We start from the raw sequence: 25,475 nt of genomic DNA, 5'->3' as shown, positions 1-25,475 counted from the left end.
AACGGCGCTTACAAAGATTGGATTGCTGCGCCGATTTCTTCTACACTCAACTGGCTTGATATCTTAAAACTCGTTCCAGTCGTCATCGGCCGCTTCGCTCGACAGGGCGAGCGCACCGACCGTGCGGATGACCTTGGGCGCCGGCCTCGGGGCGGACGCGGTGTCCCGGCGAGGCACCGGCGCGGCCGAGGTCGTCGTATTCAGCCGGAATCTGGAAACCAGGGTCGCCAGCTCATCGGCTTCGGTCGCCAGGATGCGCGCCGCCGCCGTCGCCTCTTCCGCCATGGCGGCGTTCTGCTGGGTCATGCGGTCCATGCTACCGACGGCGCTGTTGACCTGCTTCAGGTTCTCGGACTGGACCTGCGCTCCTTGCGCGATGTCCACGATCAGGGTGTTGGCGTCGCCGATCTTGGACACGACCCGCGCCAGCATCTCGCTCGTTTCGCCGACTCGGTCGACGCCCAGCCGCACCTCGTCCGAAGAGCGGCTGATCAGCTGCTTGATGTCCTTGGCGGCGTCGACGGTGCGTTTGGCCAGTTCGCGCACCTCGCCCGCGACCACGGCGAACCCACGCCCCGCATCGCCCGCCCGCGCGGCCTCGACGCCGGCGTTCAGGGCCAGAAGATTGGTCTGTAGGGCGATGGCGTCGATCATGTTGATGATCTCGCCGATCTCCTGCGATCCGGCCTTGATGGCGTCCATGGCGACGATCGCTTCTTCAACGATCACGCGACCGTCCGCGGCGTCGCCATTGGCCAGGGTGATGGCGTTGCGGGCGTTGGCCGCGCTGCGCGCCGTGTCGCCGACCATGTCGGTGACGTGGTTGGTGGCGGTGGTGGTTTGCTGCAGGCTGGACGCCTGCTGTTCGGTTCGCAACGACAGGGTTTCGGACGCCGAGCAGATTTGGGTGGCGCCCAGGCGAACGCTCTGTGCCGAACCGGCGACGCTGGCCAGGCTTTCTTCCAGACCCTGGACCGCCACGTTGAAGGCCGTGCGCAGGCGCTCATATTCCGGGGCGAACGGCGTGCGAATGGTGTGGGTCAAATCACCGGCGGCCAAGGCTTCCAGAGCTGTGTCGAGCTCCTCGACGACGTGACGTTGCGCGGCGTCGGCGACGATCTTCTCGCGCTCGGCGGCGTCCTTGGCCAGATCGGCGGCCGCCTTGGCCCGTTCGGCCTCGGCCTTGGCCAGAGCCGTGTCGCGGAACACCAGGACCGCGCGCGCCATGTCGCCCAGTTCGTCGGCATGGCTGGCGTCCACGACGATGTCGTTGTCGCCCTTGGCCAGCTGCCCCATGGCCTCTGTCAAGACCGTGATCGGACGCGCGATCATGCGGCTGAGCATGGCCGACAGAACCATGGCGATCGTGATCAGGGCGATGCCGCCGACGATCAGGGCGATGATCGCGGTGACGATCGCAGCCTGCTGACGTTCCAGATTTTTCTCGGTGACGGCGGCTTCGGCCTCACGCAGATCGCGCAGAGGCAGGACGGCGTCGCTGACCAGAACCTTCTTGCCCGCGTCACGGACTTCTTGCTGCGCCTGCTCGCGCTTGCCGGCGCGAACCTCGGCGATTATGCGATCGCCCCAATCGGCCCTCCAAGCCAGGGTGGCCAGGCGCGACTTTTCGAGCAGCGCCTGTTTTTCCACGTCGCCCAGCTGACCCTTCAGTTCGACGACGACCTTGTCGAACTCGTCGCGCCCTTCGTAGTAGGATTTCAGATAGGTCTCGTCGCCGGTGACCAGAAAGCCTCGAAACTGGCTGTTCTGACGCAGGATCGCGGTTTCCAGCGACATCGCCTGCGCCTCGATCGTGCGGCTGAGATTGTTGCTCTCGATGGACGCGCGGATCATCATGATCGTGGCGAAGAACACCGCCATCATGACCGCCGCCGAGACGCAGATCAGGGTGAAGGAAAGCCGCAGCTTCTTCGGAATTCGCATCTTGGACATCATGAGCTCGCCCCCGTTACGCACTTATACTTACCTAGGGGCAGCTAATTACTCAGCTGACGCCACTGCGCACCGCCCGGTCTTGGTTCGAGCTACGCAAAACACCCTGTTTTTCAGGTGACTATACACCCCTATGACGGAACGACTAAAAAGATAGTTAAGCTGGAGACGCTTGGCCGCTTACATCGACCGGACCTGAATTTCGCGAGATTCACACGCTGTTAAGCGAGGTGATCATAGGTAAGTCACCCTTCCCGTCCGCGCTTCAAGCAACGTCGGGGCGCAACCCTTGAGCGAATACTTTTCGAACTTGGGGCACACAAGTAACAGTTCGTTTTATTCGGAATGCGCGACGATGCCATTGGTGACTGGATGATCTGCCCCGTCGCCGACCGGTTCACCCAAGAACTTGCGGCCCAGGCTGACCGTTGCCGCGCCATGGGGTCGCCCTTCGTCGCCTGCGTTCTCGAAGCCGCAAGCCGGCAGCTGTCTCACGCGCCGCTGACGGCCGCACGGCTGTATGACTGGCCAGGCGATCAGGCCGCCGCCGCCTTGGCCCTGCGCTTGAACGGCGCCCTGCACGCCTTGGCGCGCGCGGGCCGGTCCTACGCCCTGACCAGCCTCTATCGTCGCGAACACACCGACTTCGACGCGGCCGTGGCCGACGCCCTGGCCCGGAACGATCGATACATCGCCGACTGGATCCTGCATCCGCCGCAAACGAACGAGGTGGCGCGCGCCGCCGCGCTGATGAGCGCGCTGATGGCCGCCCCTCTGGATCGCGCCATGCCCTTCGAGTTGCTCGAGCTCGGGTCCAGCTGCGGCCTGAACCTGAATCTGGATCGCTACGCCTATGCCCTTGGCTCAGCGTCAGCTGGCGATCCCTTCTCGGACGTGCAGATCGAGCCCCTGTGGCAGGGTGCATCGCCGAAGGTCGGCCCGGTCTCCATCGTGGCGGCGCGCGGCGTCGACCTGCATCCGCTGAACGCCGCAGACCCGGCGCATCGCGAGCGGCTGCTGGCCTTCGCCTGGGCCGACCAGCCGGCGCGCACCCGACGCCTAGAGAACGCCCTACGCATCGCCGCCGATCATCCCCCGCGCATCGATCAGGGCGACGCCGTGCCCTGGCTGGCCGACCGGCTGGCCGAGCCGCAGCCAGCCGGGCGCTGCCGCGTCGTTATGCACACCATGGTGCTGCAATATCTCAGCGACGACGACCGTCGCCAGATCACAGCGTTGCTCTCGACCGCCGGCCGCCGCGCCGACGCCGACCACCCATTGCTCTGGATCAGCTTCGAATGGACGCGCGACCGCAGCCAAGTCGAACTGCGCCTGACAGCCTGGCCTGCCGGCGAAACCCGCGTCCTGGCGCACTGCCACCCCTACGGCGACGAATTGGAGTGGTTGCTGTCATCTGCGGCGGCTCTGGCAGCGTGAGGCTAAGCCATTGTCCATATCGCGTTCCCGATCAATTTTATCGCATAGGGTGGTGGAAAACTTATTGAAGTCGGGTCGCCCCGTTCCCGCTCAATCATTGATTCAGTCAGGAATACGGGATCTGTCCGATGCGGACCGGCCAGCCGCTCCAAGTCATCGAAACGCTGCTCTTAAAAGTCTTGCGCTAGTTCGCGTGACCAATAAGCGTGGCTGTCGATGAGCTCAATCATCCGTTATCTTTGTTTCTTGCGCCTCATTCTGCGTTCAATCAGCGCCCGCGTCATGCAACAGCCTCTCTTGTGTTGGCTGGGTTTCGCGGGCGAGTTGATATGGCGAGGAACACATCATGCCCCACAGTGAAACTCACCGGGTCGATCGGATCGGCTGGCTTAGGGCGGCGGTGTTGGGGGCCAATGACGGGCTGGTGTCGACGGCCAGTCTGGTCGTTGGCGTCGCGGCGGCGGCGACCGGTCATGGCGGCATCCTGATCGCGGGCGTCGCTGGATTGGCGGCAGGCGCGATGTCGATGGCGGCGGGCGAATATGTCTCGGTCAGTTCGCAGTCCGACACCGAAAAGGCCGATCTGGCGCGCGAGGCGGTCGAACTGGCCGGCGATCATGAAGCGGAGACGCGCGAACTGGCCGGCATCTATGTCGGGCGAGGCGTCGCGCCGGATCTGGCGACCGAGGTGGCGCGTCAGATGATGGCGCATGACGCGCTGGGCGCCCATGCGCGCGATGAGCTGGGTATTTCGGAGATCACCACCGCGCGGCCGATCCAGGCGGCGCTGACCTCGGCGATCACCTTCTCGGCCGGGGCCGCCTTGCCTCTGGTCGTCGCTGCCGTCGCGCCGCTGGACACGCTGGCGATCTGGGTCGCGGTTTCCGCCCTGCTGGGCCTGGCTGTGCTCGGCGCTCTGGGCGCTCGCGCAGGCGGCGCGCCTGTCGGACGATCGGTCCTGCGCGTCGTCTTCTGGGGCGCGCTCGCCATGGCCATCACGGCGGGCGTGGGCCGGCTGTTCCACATCGCCGCCTGATCAGAAACGGGCGGTCAGGGCCAGGCGGGCGGTGAGCGGTCGTTGCGGCGTGCTGATGTCGCCCGAGGCGTAGAAGGGATTGCCGAAGGTGAAGGTGTCGTCGCTGCGGTTGAACAGATTGTCCATCGACGCCCTGATCGCCCAGCGATCGATCTCCACGCCGACGCCCAGCGAACTGGTCAGATAGCCGGCCGACGCGCCGGTCGAGGTCGGCGACAGGGCGATATCCGTCGGGCCGACATAGCCCAGGCGAAGCTCCGAACGCACCGTCGCGTGCGCCAGATGCGCCTCATGCACGAGGCCGCCCTGCACGCTGAAATCGGCGACCGCCGGCAGGCGCGTATCGGTCCCCAGCGCGAAACCGGGATCCGGTCGGGTCAACTCGGGATCATTGACGACGGCATGCGCATCCAGCGTCCATGGGCCGTCGCGCCATTCGACCTCGCCCTCGATGCCGCGATTGCGCCCGTCGCCCAGGTTGGCGGTGAAGGGCAGACCCCGGCCGTCGAACCGGTCCGACTGGATGTTGCGCCAATCGGCGACGAAGACCGCGCTTCGCCCGCGCAGTCGCCCTTCGAACAGGGTGAAGCGCGCGCCCAGCTCGCCGGCGACGATCTCGTCCGGCTTCACGCGCCGCGCGGGCTGCCGGTCGCCGCTTGGCACGGCGCCGGCGTTGAAGCCCGGCCCGCGATAACCCTCGGTCGCCAGGGCGTAGAAGACGAAGGGACCTCGGTCATATTCGATCACCAGACGCGGGGTGATATCGACCAGGGCGTCTTCTCCGGACACCTCCGTCGGAGCGCCGTCGGTTTCGCTGCGATGCTCGACCCCGATGCGGAACAGCCGAGCGCCGGCGGTGATCTTCAGGCGGTCGGTCAGCGCATAGGCGGCGTCGCCGAACAGAGCCGCCTCGTCCACATGGTCGCGCCTGTGCTGTCGATAGACCTCCAGACCGCCCTGCCCGTCGGAGATCGCGACGGTGCGGGTGTGGGTGTATTCCGAGAAGAACACCCCGGCGCTCCACTTCAGCCGTGCGCCAAAGTCGCCGTTCAACCGCACCTCATGCACCGCAGCCGACAAGTCGTCGGTCTGGTCCAGCGCCGCTGTTCCCGTAAGCCCGAACAGTCCGGCCCAAGGCGTCGCATCGTAGCGCGCATCAAGGCTGTGCGACTGAACGCTGGACGAGGCCCGCAGCCGCGCCCAGCCCAAATCCCCGTCCACCGAGGCCCAGACGCCGTCGAAATCGTTGCGGCTGGGCTCCGTCAGGCTGCGACGACGCGCATAGGGTTGGTCGGCGCCCAGGTTGGCGTACTGGCTGTCGTCGACGTCGATGGTCTGGGCCAGGAAGCCCGTCTTCAAGGTCCAGCCGTGGTTCAGACGCAGCAGCGCCGCCGCCCTCAGCCCCTGCCGATGCATGCCGCCGGTATTGCTCAGGCTAAGGGCCTCGTCATCGACGTAGCCGCCGACCGTCTCGTCATAGCCGACGACCCGGACCGCCAAGCGATCGCGAAGGATCGGGGCGTTGATCATCAGCTCGACGGCGTCGCCCGGCGCGCCGCCGGCCGTCAGCGCCCCCTCCGCCGTCACGCGCCCATAGACGCCGTCCAGGTCCGGCGCGCGACTGACCATCTGAACGACGCCGCCCATCGAGCCGGCGCCGTACAGCGCCCCCTGCGGCCCACGCAGAACCTCGACCCGTTCGATGTCGGCCAGACGCAACGCCGGATCGGGCGCGTCGTAGGTCAGGCGCACATCGTCGAGATAGAGCCCGATCAGGCTTTGCGCCTGTCCCGCAACGGGTCCGTCCGCCAGGCCGCGAATGAAGAGCTTGTCGCGTCCCGGCCCCAGGTTTGTGACCGTCAGGCCGGAGACGCGAGCAGCGACGCCGTCTAGGTCGCTGACCCCGGCCCGTTCCAGCGTCACCCCGTCCAGCGACGACAGGCCATAGGGCGCGCGCGACAGCAGCAGATTGTCCGTGCGTGACGCGGTCACCACGACTTCATCCAGGGTCGTCGGGGTGACGGGCGCGGGCGGCGCTGCGATCGTTCGCGCGACGACAGGCGGCGAGGCGGCGACCCGCACGATCCTGTAGGCGCCGTCGCCGACGCGGGTCGCAACGCAGTGTGTGCCCAGCATCAGCCTCGACAGGGCCACATCGACAGAAAGCCTCCCCCTCACCCCGCGCGTGGGGCCGCATCGATCGGTTCCGGCGGCGTCGATGCTGACGCCCGCCTGCAGGCCGAAGTCGAGAACGGCGCTCCGCAACGGCTGAGGCGAGACCGACACCTGAAGCGCGGAACGGCCTTGGGCCATGCTGATCGACGGCGTGGTCACACCGCAAACGACGACCAGGGCGCAGAGGAAGGCTCGTACCAAAAGGCGACGTCCGAAGCAGGTTCAGCGCCGTTCTAGACGAACCCCTTGCGGCCCGCGAGTGGCCTTGATCGGCAGGAACCGTTCCAGCCGGCCGATCACAGCCGCTTCGTCATCAAGCACCAGCGTGCCGGAGAAGCGCAGGTTCGCCGCATTCGGCGCCACGGTCACCGGCGTAGCGAAGGCGCGGCTGAGGTCGGCGGCGATCTCGCGCAGCGGTCGATCGTCATAGGCCCGTCGGCCCTGGGTCCAGGCGGCGGCAGTGCGGACATCGACAGGGGCCACGGTCATCCGGTCGTCGGCGTCGTCGCGCTGGACCGACTGACCGACCGTCAGACGCACCCGCCGCGCGGGCTGGTTCAGGTCGCGGACCTCGACGAGGCCCCGCAGCACCGCAACTTGGGTGTCGTCGGTGGATCTGCGGATGTTGAACGCCGTGCCGACCACACGCACCTGGCTTTCGCCGACATCGATCAGGAAGGGTCGGCCGGCGTCATGCGCCACGTCGAAGGTCGCCTCGGCCTGATCCATATGCACCAGACGCCGTCCCCGCTCCATCTTCACCGACAGGGTCGAGCCGCCGTTGATCTGAAGCCGCGATCCGTCGTCCAGCGTCACCGTCCGCGTTTCGCCGGGCGCGGTGCTGTAGACCAAGGTCGGCGCGGTTTGCAGCATCGGACCCAGGAAGATCGCCGCGGCGAGGGCCGCAGCCACCGCCGGGACCGCCACCATCCATCGCCGCCCCAGGCCCCTGCGCCGCTCGCGGTGCGCCGACAGGTCGATGACCGGCGCCGGCTGAACGTTGGCTAGGTCGTCTGAAGCTGCCCACAGCCCCTCGGCCTCGTCGAAGGCGCGCCGATAAGCCGGGTCTTGATCGAGCCAGGCCGTGGCCGCGTCGATGTCCACGATCGTCACATCATCGGCGCGCAGACGCACGACCCAGGCGGCGGCCTGGGCGGCGATCTCCTCGTCCTTGATGACGTCGTCCTGGGTCATGATCCGGTCCGGGCCCGAGCGGGCTTTGGGGGAGAGACGACGCGGTCGCGCCGCATCCTCAATGAAAAATGGCGAAATCCGGTCGTCATGGCCAACCGACCCGCAGCAGCAGTTCCTTCAGCGAGGCGGAAACGTATTTTTCGACCGCGCTGCGCGAGACGCCCATCCGTTCGGCGACCTCGGTCTGGCTGAGCCCGGCCATCTTGTGCAGACGGAAGGCCTCTGCGGCCTTGGGCGGCATCCGGTCGATCGCGGCGACCACCTTTTCCAGTTTCAGCTTGGCCCAGACAGCGTCCTCGGCCGACGGCGCATCCTGAGCTTCGGCCGCGTCATCGATAGCGGAAGCGCGCCGCCATTCCAGATCGCGCGCGCCGGCACGACGCTGCGCCTTGGACGCATCCAGGGCCAGATTGGCGGCGATGCGATAGAGGAAGGCCTGCGGGTGGCGGACCTCGGCGGCGGCCTCCTCGGTCATGGATTGCAGCCGCACCCAGACATCCTGCGCCAGATCTTCGGCCGCAGCCGACGATCCCGTGCGCGCCGTCAGAAAGCGCACCAGGGCCGGGCGGCTGTCCAGCCACGCGTCCTCCAGGGCTTGCCGCGCCGGTCGGCTTGGGTCGTGCTGAGGGGGACCGGAAGAGGCGTTCACCAGCCCATCGTGGGTTGCTGCGCCCTCTGCGGCAACCGCGATTGCGACGGCGAAAGATTTTTTTGTGGGGGTCGCCGCACCGCGTCGTCTCTGGCCCGAAGTCCCCTGGCCCGAGGCCCGCATGTTTCCAGTTCGCCTGCCCGAAGACGCCGATCCGGTTCGGCCGCGCGCGCGCCGCACGCTGTCGTCGCGCATCATCCGGTTCGACGATCCGTGCCGAGGCGAACGTCGCCGCGTGGAGCAGTTCATCGAGGCGGCCTATGCCGAGGCCTATGGCGGCCAGATCCAGGCCCATTTCCCGACCCTAATGAGTGTTCAGGACGAGGCTGGCGTCATCTACGCCGCCGTCGGCTTCCGGCACGCCGCCGCGGCGCCTCTGTATCTCGAGCAGTATCTGGACGGGTCCATCGAAACGATGCTGAGCCAGGCCATCGGCGCCGTCATCGACCGCGCGCAGGTGGTCGAGATCGGCAGCCTGGCCTCCAGCGGACGGGGCGCAACCGTCTTCCTTTTCGCCGCCATGGCCCATCATCTGCAGTCCGAAGGCCTCAGGTTCGCCGTCGCCACCGCGACCGACGAACTGCGCCGCATCTTCCACAAGGCTGGTCTGGGCGCGCTTCAACTCGCCCGCGCCGATCCGCGCCGTCTCGACGACGGCGGCGGCAGCTGGGGCGCCTACTATCAGACCGATCCGGTGGTGCTGGCCGGCTCGATCGACGCGGCGACCGCGCCGCTGGCCCACTTCTCCGAAACGGCGCCGGTCGGACGGGCCGTCCGCACCCGCCTGCACTACGAGGATCGCTCATGAGCGCCGTTCTGGACGCCCTGTCGCGTCGCGCCCGCACCACGCCTGATGATGTGGTGATCCAGCGGGCCGAGGGTTCGCTGACCGCAGCCGAACTCCTGGCGCAGGTCGGTCAGCTCGCGGCCGCCTTGGCCGACGACCGGTCTCCGGTCGGGGTCCTGCTCGACAACGGGCCGGCCTGGGTCGTCGTCGATCTGGCGTTGATCCTCGCCCAGCGGCCGAGCGTGCCGATCCCGCCCTTCTTCACGGCCGCTCAACGCGATCACGCCCTGGCCGACGCCGGCGCGGGGCTGCTGATCACGCCGGGCGCTCCGGGCGAATTGACGGCGGGCGGCTCGCCGATCCGGTTGACGCCGACAGGGCTGCCGGTGCGCGATCTGCATCCCGGCACGGCCAAGATCACCTACACCTCCGGCTCGACCGGCGCGCCCAAAGGCGTCTGTTTGTCGCAGGATCAGATGGAGGCGGTCGCCGCCTCTCTGGTTCAGGTCCTGGGCCGCGATCGCGCCGGGCTGCATCTGCCGGTGCTGCCGCTGGCGGTGCTGCTGGAGAATGTCGCCGGCCTCTATGCGACGCTTCTGGCCGGCGGCCGCTATCACGCCGCCAGCCTGGCCGAGGCGGGGATGGGCGAGGCCTTCCGCCCCGACTTTGCGCGCCTGCTGACCACCATTGTCCAGACCGGCGCCACAACCCTGATCCTGGTTCCCGAACTGCTGCGCGGCCTGATCGCCGCCCAAGGCGCGATGCGGCTGGATCATCGGCTGGAGATGATCGCGGTCGGCGGCGCACGCGTTTCCCCGGCCCTGCTGGAGGCCGCCGCCAACGCCGGCCTGCCCGTGGTCGAGGGCTATGGCCTCAGCGAATGCGCCTCGGTCGTGGCGCTCAACAGTCCGGACGACGCCCGCCCCGGCACGGTCGGCCGGCCCCTGCCTCACCTTGCGGTCCATCTGGCCGACGACGGCGAAATCCTGGTCTCGCCCCATCCCTTCCTTGGCTACGTCGGCCAGGCGCCCGCGCCGGAGCGTCTGCACACTGGCGACATCGGCCGCTTCGACGCCGATGGACGGCTCAGCATCGAAGGCCGCAAGGCCAACACCCTGATCACCGCCTTCGGCCGCAACGTCGCGCCTGAATGGGTCGAAAGCGAGCTTCTGGCCGAGCCGCAGATCCTTCAGGCCATGGTGATGGGCGAGGCGCAGGCGTCGTTGTCGGCCCTGATCGTGGCGACGCCCAACGCCGACCCGGCCCAGATCGAGGCCGCCGTCGCACGCGCCAACGCCCGCCTGCCCGACTACGCCCGCATCGGCGACTGGCGTCTGGTGCCGCCCTTCGATCCCGCCGCCGGTCAGATCACCGCCAACGGTCGTCCGCGTCGCGAGACCCTGCTGCGCACCTACGCCCCCTCCCCCTCGCAAGCCGCCTGAGAGTTCGCATGTCGTTTTTTGAAACCCTGGTCGCCGCGACCGCAACCGAGCGGGCCGCCTTCGCCGCCATCCCCCAGATCAGGGACGGTCTGGCCGGCCGCATCAGTCGCGACACCTACGTCGCCTATCTGGCCCAGGCCTATCACCACGTCCGCCACACCGTGCCGCTGATGCAGGCCGCCCGGGCGCGGCTGAGCGATGACCACGCCGTCTTCAAGGCCGCGCTCGACGACTATATCGCCGAGGAAACCGGCCACGAGCAGTGGATACTGAATGACATCCGCGCCGCCGGCGGCGACCCCGATCAGACCGTGCATGACGGCCCGAACGTCGCGACCGAACTGATGGTGGCCTACGCCTATGACACCATCCAGCGCATCAACCCGATGGCGTTCTTCGGCATGGTCTATGTGCTGGAAGGCACCAGCATCCAGCTGGCCAGCGTCGGGGCCGAGGCCGTGCAGCAAAGCCTCGGCCTGCCGCCCGCCGCCTTCACCTATCTGATCTCCCACGGGGCTCTGGATCAGGATCACATCCTTTTCCTCAAGCAACTGCTGGACGGAGTGTCTGACATCGACGACCGCGCCGCCATCGTCCACATGGCCAAGGTGATGTTCGGCCTGTTCGGCGGGGTCTTCGCCTCCATCCCCCACATCGCAGCGCGGGAGACGGTCGATGCAGTTTGAGGATCGCAACATCCTGATCACCGGCGGCTCCGGCGCCTTGGGGCGTCGCGTGGTCGAGCGGATCGAGCGGGAGGGCGGTCGGGTTACGATCGTCGCTCGCGCGCCGGTGGCGGGCCATCACACCCTGGTGGGCGATCTATCGAGCCCGCAGGGCCTCGACAGCGTCGCCGGACAGGCCGGCGTCCGCGCCTGGGACATTCTGATCAATATCGCTGGCATCCAGCATTTCGGCCCGCTGGAGCAGCAGACGCCCGAGCATCTGCTGGCGACCTATATGGTCAATCTGGTCGCGCCGGCGCGTCTGGCCCAGGCCGTCCTGCCCGGCATGAAGGCGCGCAAGCACGGCCAGATCGCCAACGTCGGCTCCATTTTCGGCTCGATCAACTTCGCCCACTTCGCCAGCTATTCCAGCGCCAAGGCTGGGATGCGGGCGCTCAGCCAATCGCTGCGCCGCGAACTGGCCGGCACGGGCGTCGGCGTCACCTATGTCGCGCCCCGCGCAGTGGCTACGCCGTTCAACTCCGCCAAGGTTGATGAATATGCGCGCCTGACCGGCATGGCCGTCGACGATCCGGACCCGATCGCAGATCGCATCGTCGCCGCCATCCGCTCAGATCGCCGCGACGTCTACCTCGGCTTCCCCGAAAGCCTGTTCGTCCGCCTCAACGCCCTGGCGCCCGGCTTGATCGACGGCGCACTGAAATCCAACGACCTGAAGGCCCGCGCCCTGTTCGCCGCCTGAACCACAGAAAAGGAGAGACACGCCATGAAAACCGCCCTGTTCGCCCTGGCCCTGATGACCGCCCCCCTGACGGTCGCCTCCATCGCCCATGCCGACGCCTGCGACGACCGCGCGCGCGGTCTCCAGCAATCGTGGGACCATGTAAACTTCGACGTTCCGCAAGGCGTTCGAATGGCGGAAATGGCGCGGCTGAACACCCAGGCCGACGCCGTCGTGGCCCAATGCCCCAACCGCGCTGAACCTCTGGTCTGGGATGCGATCATCACCGCTTCGGAAGCGGGATTGAAGGGCGGCATCGGCGCCTTGGGCCTCGTGCGTGAGGCGCGCACCGAACTGGAACAGGCCGAGCGGATCAACCCGCGCGCGCTGAACGGGTCGGTCTATGTCAGCCTCGGTTCGCTCTACGCCCAGGTGCCGGGCGCTCCGATCGGTTTCGGCAACCGCCAGCGCGCCCGCGACTACCTCCAGCGCGGTCTGGCCATGGCGCCCAACGACGTCGACGCCAACTTCTTCATGGGCGATCTGCTGGTGCGTGAACACGACTGGAACGGCGCCGCCCGCTATTTGCAAAAGGCCATCGACGCCCCCGCCCGTCCCGGTCGCGCCGTCGCCGACCGCGGTCGCAAGGCCGAGGCCCGCGCCCTGCTCGTCCGCGCCCAGCAGCACCACTGAACAGACCCGTCATGAGCCCTGTTCCCCCCGCCCTGTCTCTCGACGTCGTTCAACGCCGTCGCAAATGGTTCGCCGGCCTGGTTCTACTGGCCCTCATCGTCCTGACCGCCAGCGTTCGCTCGGTCGCCGCCCTCGACGGCGAATGGCATGAGGGCGTCGAGGCCCTGGGCCTGGCCGCCATCATCGTCGCCATCGTCGGCCGCGCCTGGTGCTCGCTTTATATCGGCGGACGCAAGAAGGCCGAGATCGTCGATCGCGGCCCTTATTCCATCACGCGCAACCCGCTGTATGTCTTCAGCTTCATCGGCGCCTTCGGCGTCGGCGCCCAGACCGGCAGCGTGACCATCGCCGCGATCTTCGCTGTGGCGACCTTCCTGGTCTTCCTGCGCACGGTCGGTCGCGAAGAGGCCTGGCTGGCCGAACATTTCGGCGCGCCCTATGCCGCCTATTGCGCTCGCACGCCGCGCTTCCTGCCCAATCCCGCCCGCTGGCGCGACGCCGACGAACTGACCATCCGTCCCGCCTTCTTCGTCCGCACCCTGCGCGACGGCCTGGTCTTCCTCGCCGCCATCCCCGTCATGGAAGGCATCGAGCACCTGCAGTCATCAGGGCTGATCGGCTTCCCGATCAGCCTGTTCTGATCGGCCGGTCCAATAAAAATCGGGTGTGCGATGTCGCAGTTGGCTAGTGGAAACTAAAATCCGATGAGTCGGACGGCCGCGCGTAGGCGGCCCAGGCGGCAGTCTCCAAAAATGCTTATTCCCACTCAATGGTCCCCGGCGGCTTGGACGTCACGTCGTAGACGACGCGGTTGACGCCGCGGACCTCGTTGATGATGCGGGTGGCGGTTTTGGAGAGGACGTCCCACGGGAACTGGTAGAAGTCGGCGGTCATGCCGTCGGTGGAGGTGACGGCGCGCAGGGCCAGGACCTTCTCGTAGGTACGGGCGTCGCCCATGACGCCGACGGTCTTCACCGGCAGCAGCACGGCGAAGGCCTGCCAGATCTTGTCGTATAGACCCGCCTTGCGGATTTCATCCAGATAGATGGCGTCGGCCTGTTGCAGGGTCTCGACGGCATCCGGCGTGATCTCGCCGGGGATGCGGATGGCCAGGCCCGGTCCGGGGAACGGATGGCGGCCGACGAAGGTGTCGCTGAGCCCCAGTTCGCGGCCCAAGGCGCGAACCTCGTCCTTGAACAGCTCGCGCAGAGGCTCGACCAGTTTGAGTTTCATATAGTCCGGCAGGCCGCCGACATTGTGGTGGCTCTTGATGACGTGGGCCTTGCCGCTGGACGAGGAGACGCTCTCGATCACGTCCGGATACAGGGTGCCCTGGGCCAGGAATTCGGCGCCCTCGATCTTGGCGGATTCGCGATCGAACACCTCGATGAACAGCCGGCCGATGGTCTTGCGCTTGGTCTCGGGGTCGGAAATCCCGGCCAGTTCGCCGAGGAATTCCTTTGATGCATCAACATGCACCAGCGGGATGTTGTAGTGTTCCCGGAACAGGGTCGTGACCTGGGTCGCCTCGTCCTTTCTCAACAGGCCGGTGTCGACGAAGACGCAGGTCAGTTGATCCCCGATGGCCTCATGGATCAGGACGGCGGCGACCGAGGAGTCCACCCCGCCCGACAGGCCGCAGATCACCTTGGCGTCGCCGACCTGTTCGCGGATTTGAGCGATCTTCTCGTCGCGATAGGCGGCCATGGTCCAGTCGCCCTTCAAGCCCGCGATGCCGTGGGTGAAGTTCTTCAGCATCTGATGGCCGCGCGGGGTGTGCATCACTTCGGGGTGGAACTGAACACCGTAGAAGCGACGAGCCTCGTCGGCGATCACCGCATAGGGCGACCCCTCGGACGAGGCGACCACGTCAAAGCCTTGCGGGATGGCGACGATCTTGTCGCCGTGGCTCATCCAGACCTCTTCGTTCTCGCCGACGGGGGCCAGGTCTGCCAGCAGGGGCGAGGTCTTCTGAACCGTGATCTCGGCGCGGCCGAACTCGCGCGTGTGCCCGCCCTCGACCTTGCCGCCCAGCTGCTCGCACATCGTCATCTCGCCGTAGCAGATGCCCAGCACCGGCACGCCCGCCTCGAACACGCCCTGCGGCGCGCGAGGACTGCCCTCTTCATGCACGCTCTCGGGACCGCCCGACAGGATGATGGCCGCCGGGTTCATGGCCTTAAGGGCCGCTTCGGCCTTCTGGAACGGATGGATCTCGCAATAGACGCTGGCCTCGCGCAGGCGGCGCGCGATCAACTGCGTCACTTGGCTGCCGAAGTCGACGATGAGGACCTTTTGGTGGTCTTGCGGCGTGGTCATGGCGTGATCGAATCCGGGGCAGGAAGATGGGCGGGGTCTTGGCCGGGCGGGGCCGATATTTCAAGGGCGGGAAACTCAAGAGCGGCGAGGCCGTCCGCCTCCAGCATGGCGGTCAGGCGATCCAGGGCTGCCGCCAGGTTCTCGTCCACATGATGCAGGGTCGAGATCCAGTCCTCCAACGCCTTCAACTCGGCGCGACCGTCCGACACGCCGCGTAAGGCGATCAGAGGCACACCGAAGATCTGGGCGGCGCGGACCAGGGCCCAGGTCTCCATGTCCACCATCTCGGCGTCGATGGCGTCATAGGCGGCGCCGGACACGACGTTCGCTCCAGTCGACAGGGTCGCCGTCGGCACGCCGGGGATCGGGCAAGGCAAAGACAGGACGGCGGGCTGGTCCAGCAACGGCGTCACGCCCTTCGGAAAACCGAGCGGGCTGGCGTCCATGTCGCGATAGGCGACGGACGAGGCCTGATAAACCGCCGCATGCTCCAACACCCGCGACCCGCACGAGCCCACCGATACGATCAGATCCGGCAGATCGTTCGCCGCTTCCAGCCGCGCCAGGGCGGCGCCCAGGCTCACGGCGGCCTCCACCGGACCGACGCCGGTCATCAGCGGCGTGATCCGGGCCTGAAGGTGCAGGCCGTATTCCGCAGGCGCGGCCATGACGTAGAGCAGCGAAACCCCGCCATGCCGCGCCAGCTTCATGCCGCGCGCTCGTAGACGGCGGCGAAGAAGCCGTCGGTGTCGGCCGAGGCCGGCGACAGCCGAAGGCGCGCCCCGGACGCCAGCTCGGCGAACTTCGCCTGAGCCGCCTGGCTCAGTTGCGGCGCCGACAGGACATCGGCGACGGCGACCGGGCGGAAGTCCGGATTGGCGGCCTCGAAGGCGTCGACACTGGCCTCGTTCTCGCGCGCCAGCATCGAACATGTGACATAGACCAGTCTGCCGCCCGGCTTCACCAGCTTGGTCACCTGGCTCAAAATACGCACCTGAAGGCCGTGCAGCTTTTCGACCTCTTCGGCGGTCAGACGCCAAGCGTCCTCGGGACGACGACGCCAGGTGCCGGACCCCGAACAGGGCGCATCGACGAAGACCAGATCGGCCTGCCCGTTCAGGTCTTCCAGGCCGCCGCCGTTCTGACCGATCAGGACCAGCTCCGCCTCGACGCCCGCGCGCTGCAGGCGAGGACGAATGTTCTCCAGCCGCTTGTTGACGACGTCCGAGGCGACCAGCTTGCCTTGCGCCTTCATCGCCTGGGCCAGACCCAGCGTCTTGCCGCCGCCGCCGGCGCAGTAATCCACCACCGTCATGCCGGGTGCGGCGCCCGCCAGCCAGCAGACGACCTGGCTGCCTTCGTCCTGGATTTCGAACCGGCCGGCCTTGAAGCCTTCCAGCGCCTGGATGTTGGGCGGCGGTTCCGACGGCACGCGCAGGCCGACGGCCGACCAGGGCGTGCGCGACACGTCCAGCCCTGCGGCCTTCAGTTCGGCCTCGACCTCATCGACCGTGGCGGCCGCATCATTGACGCGCAGGTCGATGGGCGCGCGCGGGGCCATCAGGGCGTGGGCTTCCTCGGCCCAGCGGTCGCCGAAGGTGGCCTTGAAATCCTCGACCACGAACTCGGGCAGGCCGGCGGCGACCCAGCCCGGCAGTTCGCCCTGACCGGCCGTGATGCGGCTGCGCTCCTGTTTGGACAGCGGGCGCGGACCATAGCCGTCGCCGGAATGCAGGGCCTCGATCTCTTCCAAGGACAGGCCGTCGATGGCGTGCAGCGAACCGATGACGAGGGCCCGACCGTCTTCACGCCCGCCCATGATCCACGACAGGCGGCCGCGCGCGCGCAGCACCTTATAGACCCGGTCGGCGATGGCGCGCCGGTCCTTGGACCCGGCGTAGCGGTTGGCCGTGCCCCAGGCCTTCATCACGGCCTCGGCCGGTTGGCGGCCCTGGGCGATGGAGTCCAGGACGGAGGCGGCGGCGGCGAGGCGAGCGGCTGGGGTCAATTCAGGCTTTCAAACGAAGAACAGGGACGCCAGGACCATGACCAGTCCCGCAAGCGAGACCACCCAGACCAGCGACCGGATATAGGGAACGCCGAAGGCGTAGAGCGGCACATAGACCACCCGCGCCCAGAAATAGAGCGCCGCGCCCCACACCGTCAGGGCGCTGGACGCGCCGATGACATGGGCGATCAGCACCGCGCCGATGAACAGCGGCAGGGTTTCGTACAGATTGGCCTGGGCGCGTTCGAGACGGCCGGTCAGCGGCTTCTTCGCCTGCGGCGTCTCGTCGCGCGGACCCGCATTCCATTTTGAGCCGAACTCGGCCGTCCGCGCCCCGGCGGGCAGGAAGATCTGAACCAGGGCGAGGATCAGCGTCAGGGCCAGATAGGTGAGTTCGGTCGTCATGGTCGCCTACCCCTGCCGATAGTTGGGCGCTTCACGCGTGATCATCACGTCGTGGACGTGACTTTCACGCAGACCCGCGCCGGTGATGCGCACGAAGCGGGCGCGCTCCTGGAACTCAGGAATGGTGCCGGCGCCGACATAGCCCATGGAGGCGCGAAGCCCGCCGACCATTTGGTGCAGAACCGGGCTGATCGGCCCCTTGTAGGGCGTCTGACCCTCGATGCCCTCGGGCACCAGCTTCTCGGACGAGACTTCCTTCTGGAAATACCGGTCCGCCGAGCCGCGGGCCATCGCCCCCACCGAGCCCATGCCGCGATACGACTTGTAGCTGCGGCCCTGGTACAAAAAGACCTCGCCGGGGCTTTCGTCGGTGCCGGCGAACATCGAGCCCATCATGGCCACGTTGGCGCCGGCCGCGATGGCCTTGGCCAGGTCGCCCGAATATTTGATGCCGCCATCGGCGATGACCGAGGCGCCCGTGCCCCTGGCCGCGCGCGCGGAGTCCATCACCGCCGTCAGCTGCGGCACGCCCACGCCGGCGACAATGCGCGTGGTGCAGATGGAGCCGGGACCGATGCCCACCTTCACCGCATCCGCGCCTGCGTCGATCAGGGCCCGCGTCGCATCATAGGTGGCGACATTGCCGGCGATGATCTGCAGACGGTTGTTCTCGCGCTTGATCCGCTCGACCACCTGGGCGACCGAGGCGGAGTGACCGTGGGCGGTGTCGATCACGACCACGTCGCAACCCGCTTCGGCCAGCGCCATCGCGCGCTCGTATCCGGCGTCGCCGACGGTGGAGGCTGCGCCGACCAGCAGGCGGCCCTGCTCGTCCTTGGCGGCGTTGGGGAAGGCCTGGGCCTTCTCGATGTCCTTCATGGTGATCAGGCCGACGGCCCGATAGTCCTCGTCCACCACGATGACGCGTTCGATCTTGCGGGTCTTCAGCAACTCGCGCGCTTCGTCGCGGCTGGCGCCCTCGCGGACCGTGATCAGGTCGCCGGTGGTCATCAGCGAGGCGGCCGTGACGTTCAGGTCGCTCTCGAAGCGCATGTCGCGGTGGGTCAGCATCCCGACCAGCTTGCCCGTCGCCGGATCCACGACGGGGAAGCCGGTGATCTTCTTGCGCGCCACGATCTCGCGCACTTCGCCCAGCGTCGTCTGCGGGCCGACCGTCACCGGATTGACCACCATCCCGCTCTCATAGCGTTTGACGGCGCGGACCTCGTCGGCCTGCTCCTCGATGGTCATGTTGCGGTGCAGAACGCCCAGACCGCCGGACTGGGCCATGGCGATGGCCAGACGGCTTTCCGTCACCGTGTCCATGGCGGACGACAGCAGCGGGATGTTCAGTTTGATGTCGCGCGTCAGCTGGGTCGAGACATCGACCATCGCCGGCATGAACTCGGATGCGCCGGGTTCCAGCAAAACATCGTCGAAGGTCAGTCCTTCGCGTATCTCCATAGGGAGTCTCCGTTTTGCGGGCCGCGTATAACGGGATGCGGGGGTCGGGGGCAAGGCCGATTGCGGTTATAGGCCCGATAGATTTTATTACTTTGCAACCCGCAGGGCCGCTCACCATTCTCTCCGCATGGTCGGCGTCATCCTCAGCACCGCGCGCAAACTGGCTCTGAAGATCGCCAGCTATGGCGTCATGCACCTGATCGTCGCCATCCTGGTCGCCTTCGCCATCACACGCGACTGGCGCATCGCCTTGGCCGTCGGCATGGTCGAGCCGATCTTTCAGACCATCGCCTACACCGTCCACGACCGCGTCTGGCACAAGGTCGAGCGGCGTCGCATGGCCTCCAATATCGAGGAGGCGACCGAGGCCTTCACCGCGCGCCTCGACATCATGTCGCCCGAGGAACAGCGCCGCTCCCACGACGCCCATCACGGCCACAGCCATGCCCTGCCCCGGTCGTTCAAACAGATTGCGCTGAAGACCGTCACCTATGGCGTCATGCACTTCGCCGTGGCGGTCGCCGTGGCCTACGCCCTGACCAACGACATCCGTACGGCCCTGACCATCGGCATGGTCGAGCCCTTGGTCCAGACGCTCTTCTTCGCCCTGCACGACCGCATCTGGTCCCGCCTCGAAGGTCGCAGAGCCCGCGCGAGCGCAGCCGCCGCCTGATGCGTCAGCGCTTGTTCAGCGCGACCAGAAACACCTCGGCGCTGTCCTTACGGCTCGACGCCGGCTTGACGTATTTCACCGTCTCGAACTCCTCGCGCAGCCGCGCCAGAACCCCGCCGGCGTCTCCGCCCTGGAAGTTCTTGGAGACAAAGTTGCCGCCGGGCCGCAACGTGCGGATGGCGAAGTCGGCGGCGATCTCGATCAGGGCGATGATCTTCAAATGGTCCGTCTGGCGATGCCCGACCGTATTGTGCGCCATGTCCGACAGCACCAGGTCCGGCGCCCCGCCGATGGCGTCGATCAACTGCTGGTCCACGCCCGGATGGGTGAAATCGGCCTGAAGCAGGGTCGCGCCCGGGATCGGCGCGATCATCAGCAAGTCCACCCCCGCTACCGCACCCGCACCCCGGTTCAACGCCACCTGAACCCAGCCGCCCGGCGCCGCGCCCAGGTCGATGACCTTTGACCCGCGCTTGATCAGCCGGAACTTGTCGTCGATCTCGATCAGCTTGAAGGCCGCGCGCGAGCGCCAGCCCTCGGCCCGCGCCTTCTCGGACCATTTGTCAGACAGCTGGCGCTTGATCCACTGCTGGCTGGACATCGACTTGGTGTCGGCCGTCTTCATTTTCGTGCCCATGCCGCGTCCAGCGGCGGTCCCGCCGGTGGGCGGTTTCACCATCCGGCGGCGTTCCTGGGGCTTTTCGTCTTCGCTCATCGTTCCCACATAGCCCCGACCGGCGTTGCGGGCTATGTCCCGCCTCAAATCAACCCAAAGAGGACGACCGACATGGCCGACACCCTGACCTTCACCCTGGACACCGGCGACGGCGAAGCCCGCGACGTGGTCATCAAGCTGCGCCCCGACCTGGCCCCCGGCCACGTCGAGCGCATCACCGAACTGGCCAAGGAAGGCTTCTACGACGGCGTGGTCTTCCACCGCGTGATCCCGGGCTTCATGGCCCAGGGCGGCGATCCGACCGGCACCGGCACCTCGGGCTCCAAGAAGCCGAACCTGAAGGCCGAGTTCTCGGCCGAGCCGCACGTGCGCGGCGTCTGCTCGATGGCCCGCACCTCGGACCCCAACAGCGCCAACTCTCAGTTCTTCATCGTCTTCGACGACGCCACCTTCCTGGATCGCCAGTACACAGTCTGGGGCCAGGTCGAATCGGGCATGGAACACGTCGACGCCCTGCCCAAGGGCGAGCCGCCGCGCAGCCCCGGCAAGATCGTCAAGGCGACGGTCAACTAAAGCACTCAATCTTGACGTTTCTCGATGATGGCTTTCAGTTGCAACGCTGAGCCATCGTCGGGGGACGACATTGCGCATTCTTCTGGTCATCGAGCCGTCCGGCGGCGGCTCGGGGCGTCACGTGGTCGATCTGGCCCGCGCCTTGATCGGAAGCGGCCATCAGGTGTCCCTGATCTGGTCGCCGAGCCGCGCAGAGCCTTGGTTCGAGGCCGCGGTCGCCGCCCTTCCCCTGCACGCCAGTGGACGTCTGCCGATGCGCCGCAGCGTCGGACCGTGGGACGTCGCCGCCCTTCACGCCCTGAACCGCCTGATCGCCCGCCTCGGCCCGTTCGAGATTGTTCACGGCCACAGCGCCAAGGCCGGCGCCTTGGTCCGCCTGGCCCACGCGCCCGGCGCCGCCAAGATCTACACCCCTCACGCCCTGCCGATGATGAGCCCGACCGGCTCGTCGAAGACCGTCGCCGGCATCGCGGAGTTTCTGCTGGCCCAAACGGGCGCAGCGGTGATCGCCGTCTCCGAGGAAGAGGCCGCCGTCGCACGCCGTTGGGGCCTGGCCCGACAGCAACTCCATGTCGTCCCCAACGGCCTGGCAATCATGCCCTCCACCGACCGTCAGGCGGCGCGTCTCACGATGGAGGTGCCGCACGACGCCCGCGTCATCGGCTTCGTCGGTCGACTGTGCGCACAAAAAGACCCCGTCCGTTTCGCCCGCGCCGTCCACCTCGCCCATGCGGCCGACCCGCGCGTCATCGGCATGATGATCGGCGACGGCGATCTGGCGACAGCCACAGCGGCCGAGGGCGGCGCGGCCGTCCGTCTGCTGGGCGCACGCGACGCCCGCACCCTGATGGCCGGCTTCGACCTGTTCGCCATGACCAGCCGCTATGAAGCCTGCTCCTACGCCATGATCGAGGCCGCAGCCCTGGGCCTACCCATCGTCACCACCGACGTCGGCGGGATCGACCACCTTAAACAGAACGGCGCCCGCATCGACCGCCTGCCTTCCGGCGCCTCGCCGGAACACCTGGCCCAGGCGATGTTGGCGGCCCTCGACACCAGTGTCGTCCCCCTGCCTGTCGCACACCACGCCCTGTCCGTCGCGCGCATGGCGGACCAAACGGTCGAAATCTATCGCGAGGCCTTCGCCCTGCGACGCATCGGTGGCTGAGCCCATCTTCATCAACGGCCGCTTCCTGACCCAGCCGATGAGCGGGGTGCAGCGCTACGCCCGCGAGATCGTCCGCGCCCTGGACCGCCGCCCCGGCGCCGCCGACCGCTACGTCCTGCTGACGCCGACCGGCGCCGACGATCTCACCCTGACCAACATCCCGGTCCGTACGATACCCGGTGGACGCGGCCACGTCTGGGAGCAGACCACACTCGCCTGGACCGCCCGTCGCGGCCGCCTGCTGTCGCTCTGCGGCGCAGGGCCGGTGCTGCACCCGCGACAGGTCATCGTCATCCACGACGCCGCCGTCTTCCGACATCCCGAGCATTTTCGCCCGACCTACGCCGCCTTTCACCGCAACCTCGGCCGGCTGCTGGCGAGGCGCGCCCGACTGGCGACGGTCTCCGAATTCTCGCGTCAGGAACTGGCGACCACGCTCCACCTCCCCGCATCGAACATCGTCGTCGCCCCTAACAGCGCCGATCACCTGAAAGCGGTCACGCCCGATCCCGACATCGTCGCGCGTCTGGATTTGACCCGCCGTCCCTATTTCGTGGTGCTGGGCAATCTGGCGCCGAACAAGAATATCCCTGTCACGATCCGCGCCCTTGAGCGCATTCCCAATCCGTCGGTGCGACTTGTCCTGATCGGCGGCCGCCCCGAAACGATCTTCACCGTTCCATCGCTCCAGCCCGACCCCCGCCTCGTCCTCGCCGGCCGCTGCTCGGACGCCGAGATCGCCGCCCTGCTGGCCCAGGCGCGCGGCCTCCTGTTCCCTAGCCTCTACGAAGGCTTCGGCATTCCGCCCTTGGAGGCCCTGGCCCAGGGCTGCCCGGCCGTCGTCTCGGACATACCCGCGACGCACGAGGTCTTCGCCTACGCCGCCCTCTATTTCGACCCCACCGACGCCGCCGCCCTGGCCGACCACATGACGCAGTTGCTGACCGCCCCAGACCCCGCCCGTCGCGAAGCGGGCTTTCGCCGCGCCGACCGCTACGCCTGGTCCCGCTCGGCCGAAATCCTGGAAGACCTTCTGCTCAGCACCTGACGATAGACCGCCATATGCGTCTCAGCGACCGAGGCCTCTGTCCACAGCGGCGCCCCGCCCGGCGCGAACCGCCAGCGTTCCGGTTCATCCACCGCCGCCTGCATCGCCCCCGCCAACGCCTCCACATCACCCGGCTCGACCAAGGCCACGGCCCCGCCGCCCTGCGCCGCGTCCGGCAAGCCTCCGATGCGTGAGGCGATCACGCCCCGCCCCTGCTGCACCGCCTCGACCACGACCCGCCCGAACGGCTCGGCCCACACAGACGGCGCAACCAGCACATCGACCGTCGGCCAGAAATCGACCGCCTCCACATGCCCCAGCCAGTCGATGCGCGGATCGGCATAGGCCCGCTGCAACCGCGCCAAATAGGCCACCTCGCCCCGCCCCGCGATCCTCAGCCGCCAGTCGCCCGTCAGCCTTCTGGTCGCCTCCAGCAGAACCTCGATCCCCTTTTCCGGTTCGATCCGCCCCAGATACCCGAACCGCATCGTCGGCGCCTCGGCCAGCGATGGTCTTGGCGCGATCGCCGCCGCACCTGCCGCATTGCCGATCACCGACCCCGGCGTCCGCCGAAAATAGCCCGCCGCCCGATGCGTCTCCAGCACAGGCCCGCTCAGGCCGATGACATGATCCACCCCTTGCGACCGCACCCGCTTCCCCGCTGTCAGCAGAATGCACGACCCACACCGCCGCTCGCATCGCCGCCCGCGTCGAAACAGCGACGCCCGCGCGCACAGCATCGACCAGTCCCTCAGCGTCTGCACCAGCGGCAGATCCCGCCGCGCCGCCGCGCGATAGACCGACAGCGAAAACCCCGTCGTCAAATGCAGATGGATCAGATCCGGCCGCACCCGCGCGACCGCCCGATCCACCGCCTGATCCATCAGCGGATTGGCCGCCTCCAGCCCATGCCAAACCGCTCGCCGGACCGCCGACCGCCGCGTGCCGTCATAGGGCCAGTACAGATTTTGAACCGGCAGCCGCTGCACGGGCACGCCGTCGATCCGCTCGTTCACCGTCTCGCGCCCGAGCGTCAGCGTCAGCACCGACGCCTCCACGCCCGCCCGCCTCAGCCCTTGGGCCAACTGCGCCACGCTGCGTTCCGCCCCGCCGACCTGCGCCGGCGGATACAGGGTGTTGACGATCAGCACCCTCATGGCGCCAGCGGCCTTCGCCACGCCAGGGCGCCCACCAGACAGCACAGGAAGACCATCCCAGCCCCCTGCGTCAGGTCCTCCCCGAACATCGCCGCCAGCACATAGACCGACAGCGGCGTCAGCGCGTCCAGCCGCGCCGCCGACGCCAGATGCAGCCCCAGCAGCACCAGCGCGCTCACCATGCCCACCGTCCGCGCCGTGAACAGATAGCCGTTGTGGCTGACCGACAGCGCCCGAAACGCGCCCATCTCGTCTGCCGACGACCACCCCGTCCCCATGGGGTGCTCCACGACCAGATCGACGGTCCGCCGCCAGGTCAGCATCCGTCCGGCCAGATTGTCTTGCAGCGCCGCCCTGTCGAACCGTCCCGCAAACCGGCCGCCGTCGAGGTCGAACCGCCCCGCTTGCAAAGCCACCACGCCCACCGCCAGCACGCAGACCGTCAGCGCCACGCCCAGCGGCCGAACCCGCTCGCGCCAACGCCAATCGACGACCATCCTCGCCAGCCCCGCCAGTATCGCCGCCATCATGCCGCCCCGCGACAGGGTGCTGACAAACCCCAGAACCGTGACGCCGACGCCGCCCCACGTGGTGCCGCGCCGCGCCCAGCGCCGTCCCGCCAGCATCACGCCTGCCGGAACCGCCAGTCCGATCATCACCATCGCCGCATTCGGATGCTCGGCCAGGGTCGTCAGGCGCACCTGCGCGGCCGTGGTGGTCACCATCGCGCGCGGTGACGCCAGCCCCAAGGCCTGCAAAGACTCCAGCCCGACCAGCATCGCCAGTCCGTAGGTCGCCAGGTGACACGCCGCGCCCGCCAGCACGGCCCAAAGGAAAAGCCCCCGCCGTCGCTCGTCCCTCAGGATCAGGCTCGCCGCCGCCGGCGCCGCCAGCGCTGAGGCGATCCACCGAAACCAGAAGGCCGCATCCCCGACGTTCAGCCGGTCGCCGCCTTGGGCGACCTGCACCAGCAGCGTCAGCGCCAGAAAGCCCGTCGCGACCACGCCTGCCGCTCTCAGAACCGGCGCCATGCCTCGCCACGTCGCACCCACAAGCGGCAAGGCGACAATCAGCGCCAGATCGCCCAGCCGGGGCCCGCTGACCTGCCCCGGCGTCAGAAACAGCGGCAAGGTCACGCCCAGGCCCAGCAGTCCCAAAGCCAGCCGCTCATAGGCCGCGCGAACCTGCGACCACCGCAGCATTCCGCGCCG

General features: G+C 67.8%; 24 protein-coding genes. 12 read left to right on the top strand and 12 right to left on the bottom strand.

Annotated elements, in window-relative coordinates; translation table 11 throughout:
• Positions 1-63: 63 nt before the first annotated feature.
• Entirely contained in the window at positions 64-1,956 is a 1,893-nt protein-coding gene (locus ASF31_RS03055; protein ID WP_055753249.1) for a methyl-accepting chemotaxis protein, read from the bottom strand.
• Positions 1,957-2,298: 342 nt separating this feature from the next.
• Between ASF31_RS03055 and ASF31_RS03050 the strand changes: the two genes are divergently transcribed.
• Both ASF31_RS03050 and ASF31_RS03045 read left to right on the top strand, forming a co-directional pair.
• On the top strand, positions 2,299-3,390 hold the full coding sequence (locus tag ASF31_RS03050) for a DUF2332 domain-containing protein (protein WP_055753248.1): 1,092 nt from the start codon (positions 2,299-2,301) through the stop codon (positions 3,388-3,390).
• Positions 3,391-3,736: 346 nt separating this feature from the next.
• Positions 3,737-4,426 carry a VIT family protein gene (locus tag ASF31_RS03045; protein ID WP_200918541.1) on the top strand — a complete coding sequence of 230 codons (690 nt, stop codon included), beginning with the start codon at positions 3,737-3,739 and terminating at the stop codon, positions 4,424-4,426.
• Here ASF31_RS03045 and ASF31_RS03040 read toward each other — a convergent pair whose 3' ends face one another.
• From ASF31_RS03040 to ASF31_RS03030, 3 genes are all read right to left on the bottom strand, one after another.
• A complete protein-coding gene (locus ASF31_RS03040; RefSeq protein ID WP_055753246.1) occupies positions 4,427-6,739 on the bottom strand; it encodes a TonB-dependent receptor in 2,313 nt (770 codons plus the stop codon).
• Positions 6,740-6,823: 84 nt separating this feature from the next.
• Positions 6,824-7,795: a FecR domain-containing protein gene (locus ASF31_RS03035; protein WP_055753245.1), complete on the bottom strand. Its 972-nt coding sequence runs from the start codon at positions 7,793-7,795 to the stop codon at positions 6,824-6,826.
• Positions 7,796-7,880: 85 nt separating this feature from the next.
• Positions 7,881-8,444 (bottom strand): RNA polymerase sigma factor, encoded by a 564-nt coding sequence (locus ASF31_RS03030; RefSeq protein WP_235551226.1) that lies wholly within the window; start codon positions 8,442-8,444, stop codon positions 7,881-7,883.
• Positions 8,445-8,565: 121 nt separating this feature from the next.
• Between ASF31_RS03030 and ASF31_RS03025 the strand changes: the two genes are divergently transcribed.
• Genes ASF31_RS03025 through ASF31_RS03000 form a run of 6 tightly spaced genes read left to right on the top strand, consistent with a single transcriptional unit; the run spans position 8,566 to position 13,414 of the window.
• On the top strand, positions 8,566-9,252 hold the full coding sequence (locus ASF31_RS03025; RefSeq protein ID WP_156355837.1) for a thermostable hemolysin: 687 nt from the start codon (positions 8,566-8,568) through the stop codon (positions 9,250-9,252).
• The gene (locus tag ASF31_RS03020) at positions 9,249-10,673 is read left to right on the top strand and encodes an AMP-binding protein (protein WP_055753243.1); all 1,425 of its coding nucleotides are present in this window, start codon (positions 9,249-9,251) and stop codon (positions 10,671-10,673) included. The genes ASF31_RS03025 and ASF31_RS03020 overlap by 4 nt, the downstream gene beginning before the upstream one ends.
• An 8-nt stretch (positions 10,674-10,681) precedes the next feature.
• Positions 10,682-11,359, top strand: coding sequence for a TenA family transcriptional regulator (locus ASF31_RS03015; RefSeq protein WP_055753242.1), 678 nt, complete (start codon positions 10,682-10,684; stop codon positions 11,357-11,359).
• Complete coding sequence (locus tag ASF31_RS03010) at positions 11,349-12,101, top strand: SDR family NAD(P)-dependent oxidoreductase (protein ID WP_055753241.1); 753 nt, start codon at positions 11,349-11,351, stop codon at positions 12,099-12,101. Before ASF31_RS03015 ends, ASF31_RS03010 begins: the two co-directional genes overlap by 11 nt.
• 24 nt (positions 12,102-12,125) lie before the next feature.
• Positions 12,126-12,773, top strand: a complete 648-nt coding sequence (locus ASF31_RS03005; protein ID WP_055753240.1) for a lipopolysaccharide assembly protein LapB — start codon at positions 12,126-12,128, stop codon at positions 12,771-12,773.
• Between the two features lie 11 nt (positions 12,774-12,784).
• Positions 12,785-13,414 carry an isoprenylcysteine carboxylmethyltransferase family protein gene (locus tag ASF31_RS03000; protein ID WP_055753239.1) on the top strand — a complete coding sequence of 210 codons (630 nt, stop codon included), beginning with the start codon at positions 12,785-12,787 and terminating at the stop codon, positions 13,412-13,414.
• 115 nt (positions 13,415-13,529) lie between these two features.
• Here the strand turns inward: ASF31_RS03000 and guaA are convergent, their stop codons facing one another.
• From guaA to guaB, 5 genes are read right to left on the bottom strand one after another with little or no spacing between them, the layout of a single operon-like run.
• Positions 13,530-15,092, bottom strand: coding sequence for a glutamine-hydrolyzing GMP synthase (gene guaA / locus ASF31_RS02995; protein WP_055753238.1), 1,563 nt, complete (start codon positions 15,090-15,092; stop codon positions 13,530-13,532).
• Positions 15,089-15,802: a 5'-methylthioadenosine/S-adenosylhomocysteine nucleosidase gene (locus ASF31_RS02990; RefSeq protein ID WP_055753237.1), complete on the bottom strand. Its 714-nt coding sequence runs from the start codon at positions 15,800-15,802 to the stop codon at positions 15,089-15,091. Before ASF31_RS02990 ends, guaA begins: the two co-directional genes overlap by 4 nt.
• Complete coding sequence (locus ASF31_RS02985) at positions 15,799-17,100, bottom strand: RsmB/NOP family class I SAM-dependent RNA methyltransferase (protein WP_055753236.1); 1,302 nt, start codon at positions 17,098-17,100, stop codon at positions 15,799-15,801. Before ASF31_RS02985 ends, ASF31_RS02990 begins: the two co-directional genes overlap by 4 nt.
• Positions 17,101-17,109: 9 nt before the next feature.
• Positions 17,110-17,505 carry an MAPEG family protein gene (locus ASF31_RS02980; RefSeq protein ID WP_055753235.1) on the bottom strand — a complete coding sequence of 132 codons (396 nt, stop codon included), beginning with the start codon at positions 17,503-17,505 and terminating at the stop codon, positions 17,110-17,112.
• 6 nt (positions 17,506-17,511) lie between these two features.
• On the bottom strand, positions 17,512-18,969 hold the full coding sequence (guaB, locus tag ASF31_RS02975) for an IMP dehydrogenase (protein ID WP_055753234.1): 1,458 nt from the start codon (positions 18,967-18,969) through the stop codon (positions 17,512-17,514).
• A gap of 127 nt (positions 18,970-19,096) precedes the next feature.
• On the opposite strand from guaB, the gene ASF31_RS02970 reads away from it, so the two are divergent.
• Entirely contained in the window at positions 19,097-19,642 is a 546-nt protein-coding gene (locus ASF31_RS02970; RefSeq protein ID WP_055753233.1) for a DUF2061 domain-containing protein, read from the top strand.
• 4 nt (positions 19,643-19,646) lie between these two features.
• Here ASF31_RS02970 and ASF31_RS02965 read toward each other — a convergent pair whose 3' ends face one another.
• Positions 19,647-20,357: an RlmE family RNA methyltransferase gene (locus ASF31_RS02965; RefSeq protein ID WP_055753232.1), complete on the bottom strand. Its 711-nt coding sequence runs from the start codon at positions 20,355-20,357 to the stop codon at positions 19,647-19,649.
• A gap of 72 nt (positions 20,358-20,429) precedes the next feature.
• Between ASF31_RS02965 and ASF31_RS02960 the strand changes: the two genes are divergently transcribed.
• The 3 genes from ASF31_RS02960 to ASF31_RS02950 all read left to right on the top strand — a co-directional run bounded on the left by ASF31_RS02960 (position 20,430) and on the right by ASF31_RS02950 (position 23,107).
• On the top strand, positions 20,430-20,891 hold the full coding sequence (locus ASF31_RS02960) for a peptidylprolyl isomerase (RefSeq protein ID WP_017504078.1): 462 nt from the start codon (positions 20,430-20,432) through the stop codon (positions 20,889-20,891).
• A 70-nt stretch (positions 20,892-20,961) separates the two neighbouring features.
• Positions 20,962-22,059, top strand: a complete 1,098-nt coding sequence (locus ASF31_RS02955; protein ID WP_055753231.1) for a glycosyltransferase family 4 protein — start codon at positions 20,962-20,964, stop codon at positions 22,057-22,059.
• Positions 22,052-23,107, top strand: coding sequence for a glycosyltransferase family 1 protein (locus tag ASF31_RS02950; protein ID WP_055753230.1), 1,056 nt, complete (start codon positions 22,052-22,054; stop codon positions 23,105-23,107). Before ASF31_RS02955 ends, ASF31_RS02950 begins: the two co-directional genes overlap by 8 nt.
• On the opposite strand, the gene ASF31_RS02945 is transcribed toward ASF31_RS02950, so the two are convergent.
• Together ASF31_RS02945 and ASF31_RS02940 are read right to left on the bottom strand one after the other, a co-directional pair.
• On the bottom strand, positions 23,053-24,285 hold the full coding sequence (locus tag ASF31_RS02945) for a glycosyltransferase family 4 protein (RefSeq protein WP_055753229.1): 1,233 nt from the start codon (positions 24,283-24,285) through the stop codon (positions 23,053-23,055). The genes ASF31_RS02950 and ASF31_RS02945 overlap by 55 nt on opposite strands.
• Positions 24,261-25,466 (bottom strand): O-antigen ligase, encoded by a 1,206-nt coding sequence (locus ASF31_RS02940; RefSeq protein WP_055753228.1) that lies wholly within the window; start codon positions 25,464-25,466, stop codon positions 24,261-24,263. Before ASF31_RS02940 ends, ASF31_RS02945 begins: the two co-directional genes overlap by 25 nt.
• Between the last annotated feature and the right edge of the window lie 9 nt (positions 25,467-25,475).

This window comes from Brevundimonas sp. Leaf280 (assembly GCF_001422455.1).
GTDB lineage: Bacteria > Pseudomonadota > Alphaproteobacteria > Caulobacterales > Caulobacteraceae > Brevundimonas.
The sequence above is the reverse complement of the archived record's forward strand: the minus strand, read 5'-3'. Positions and strand labels throughout refer to the sequence as shown.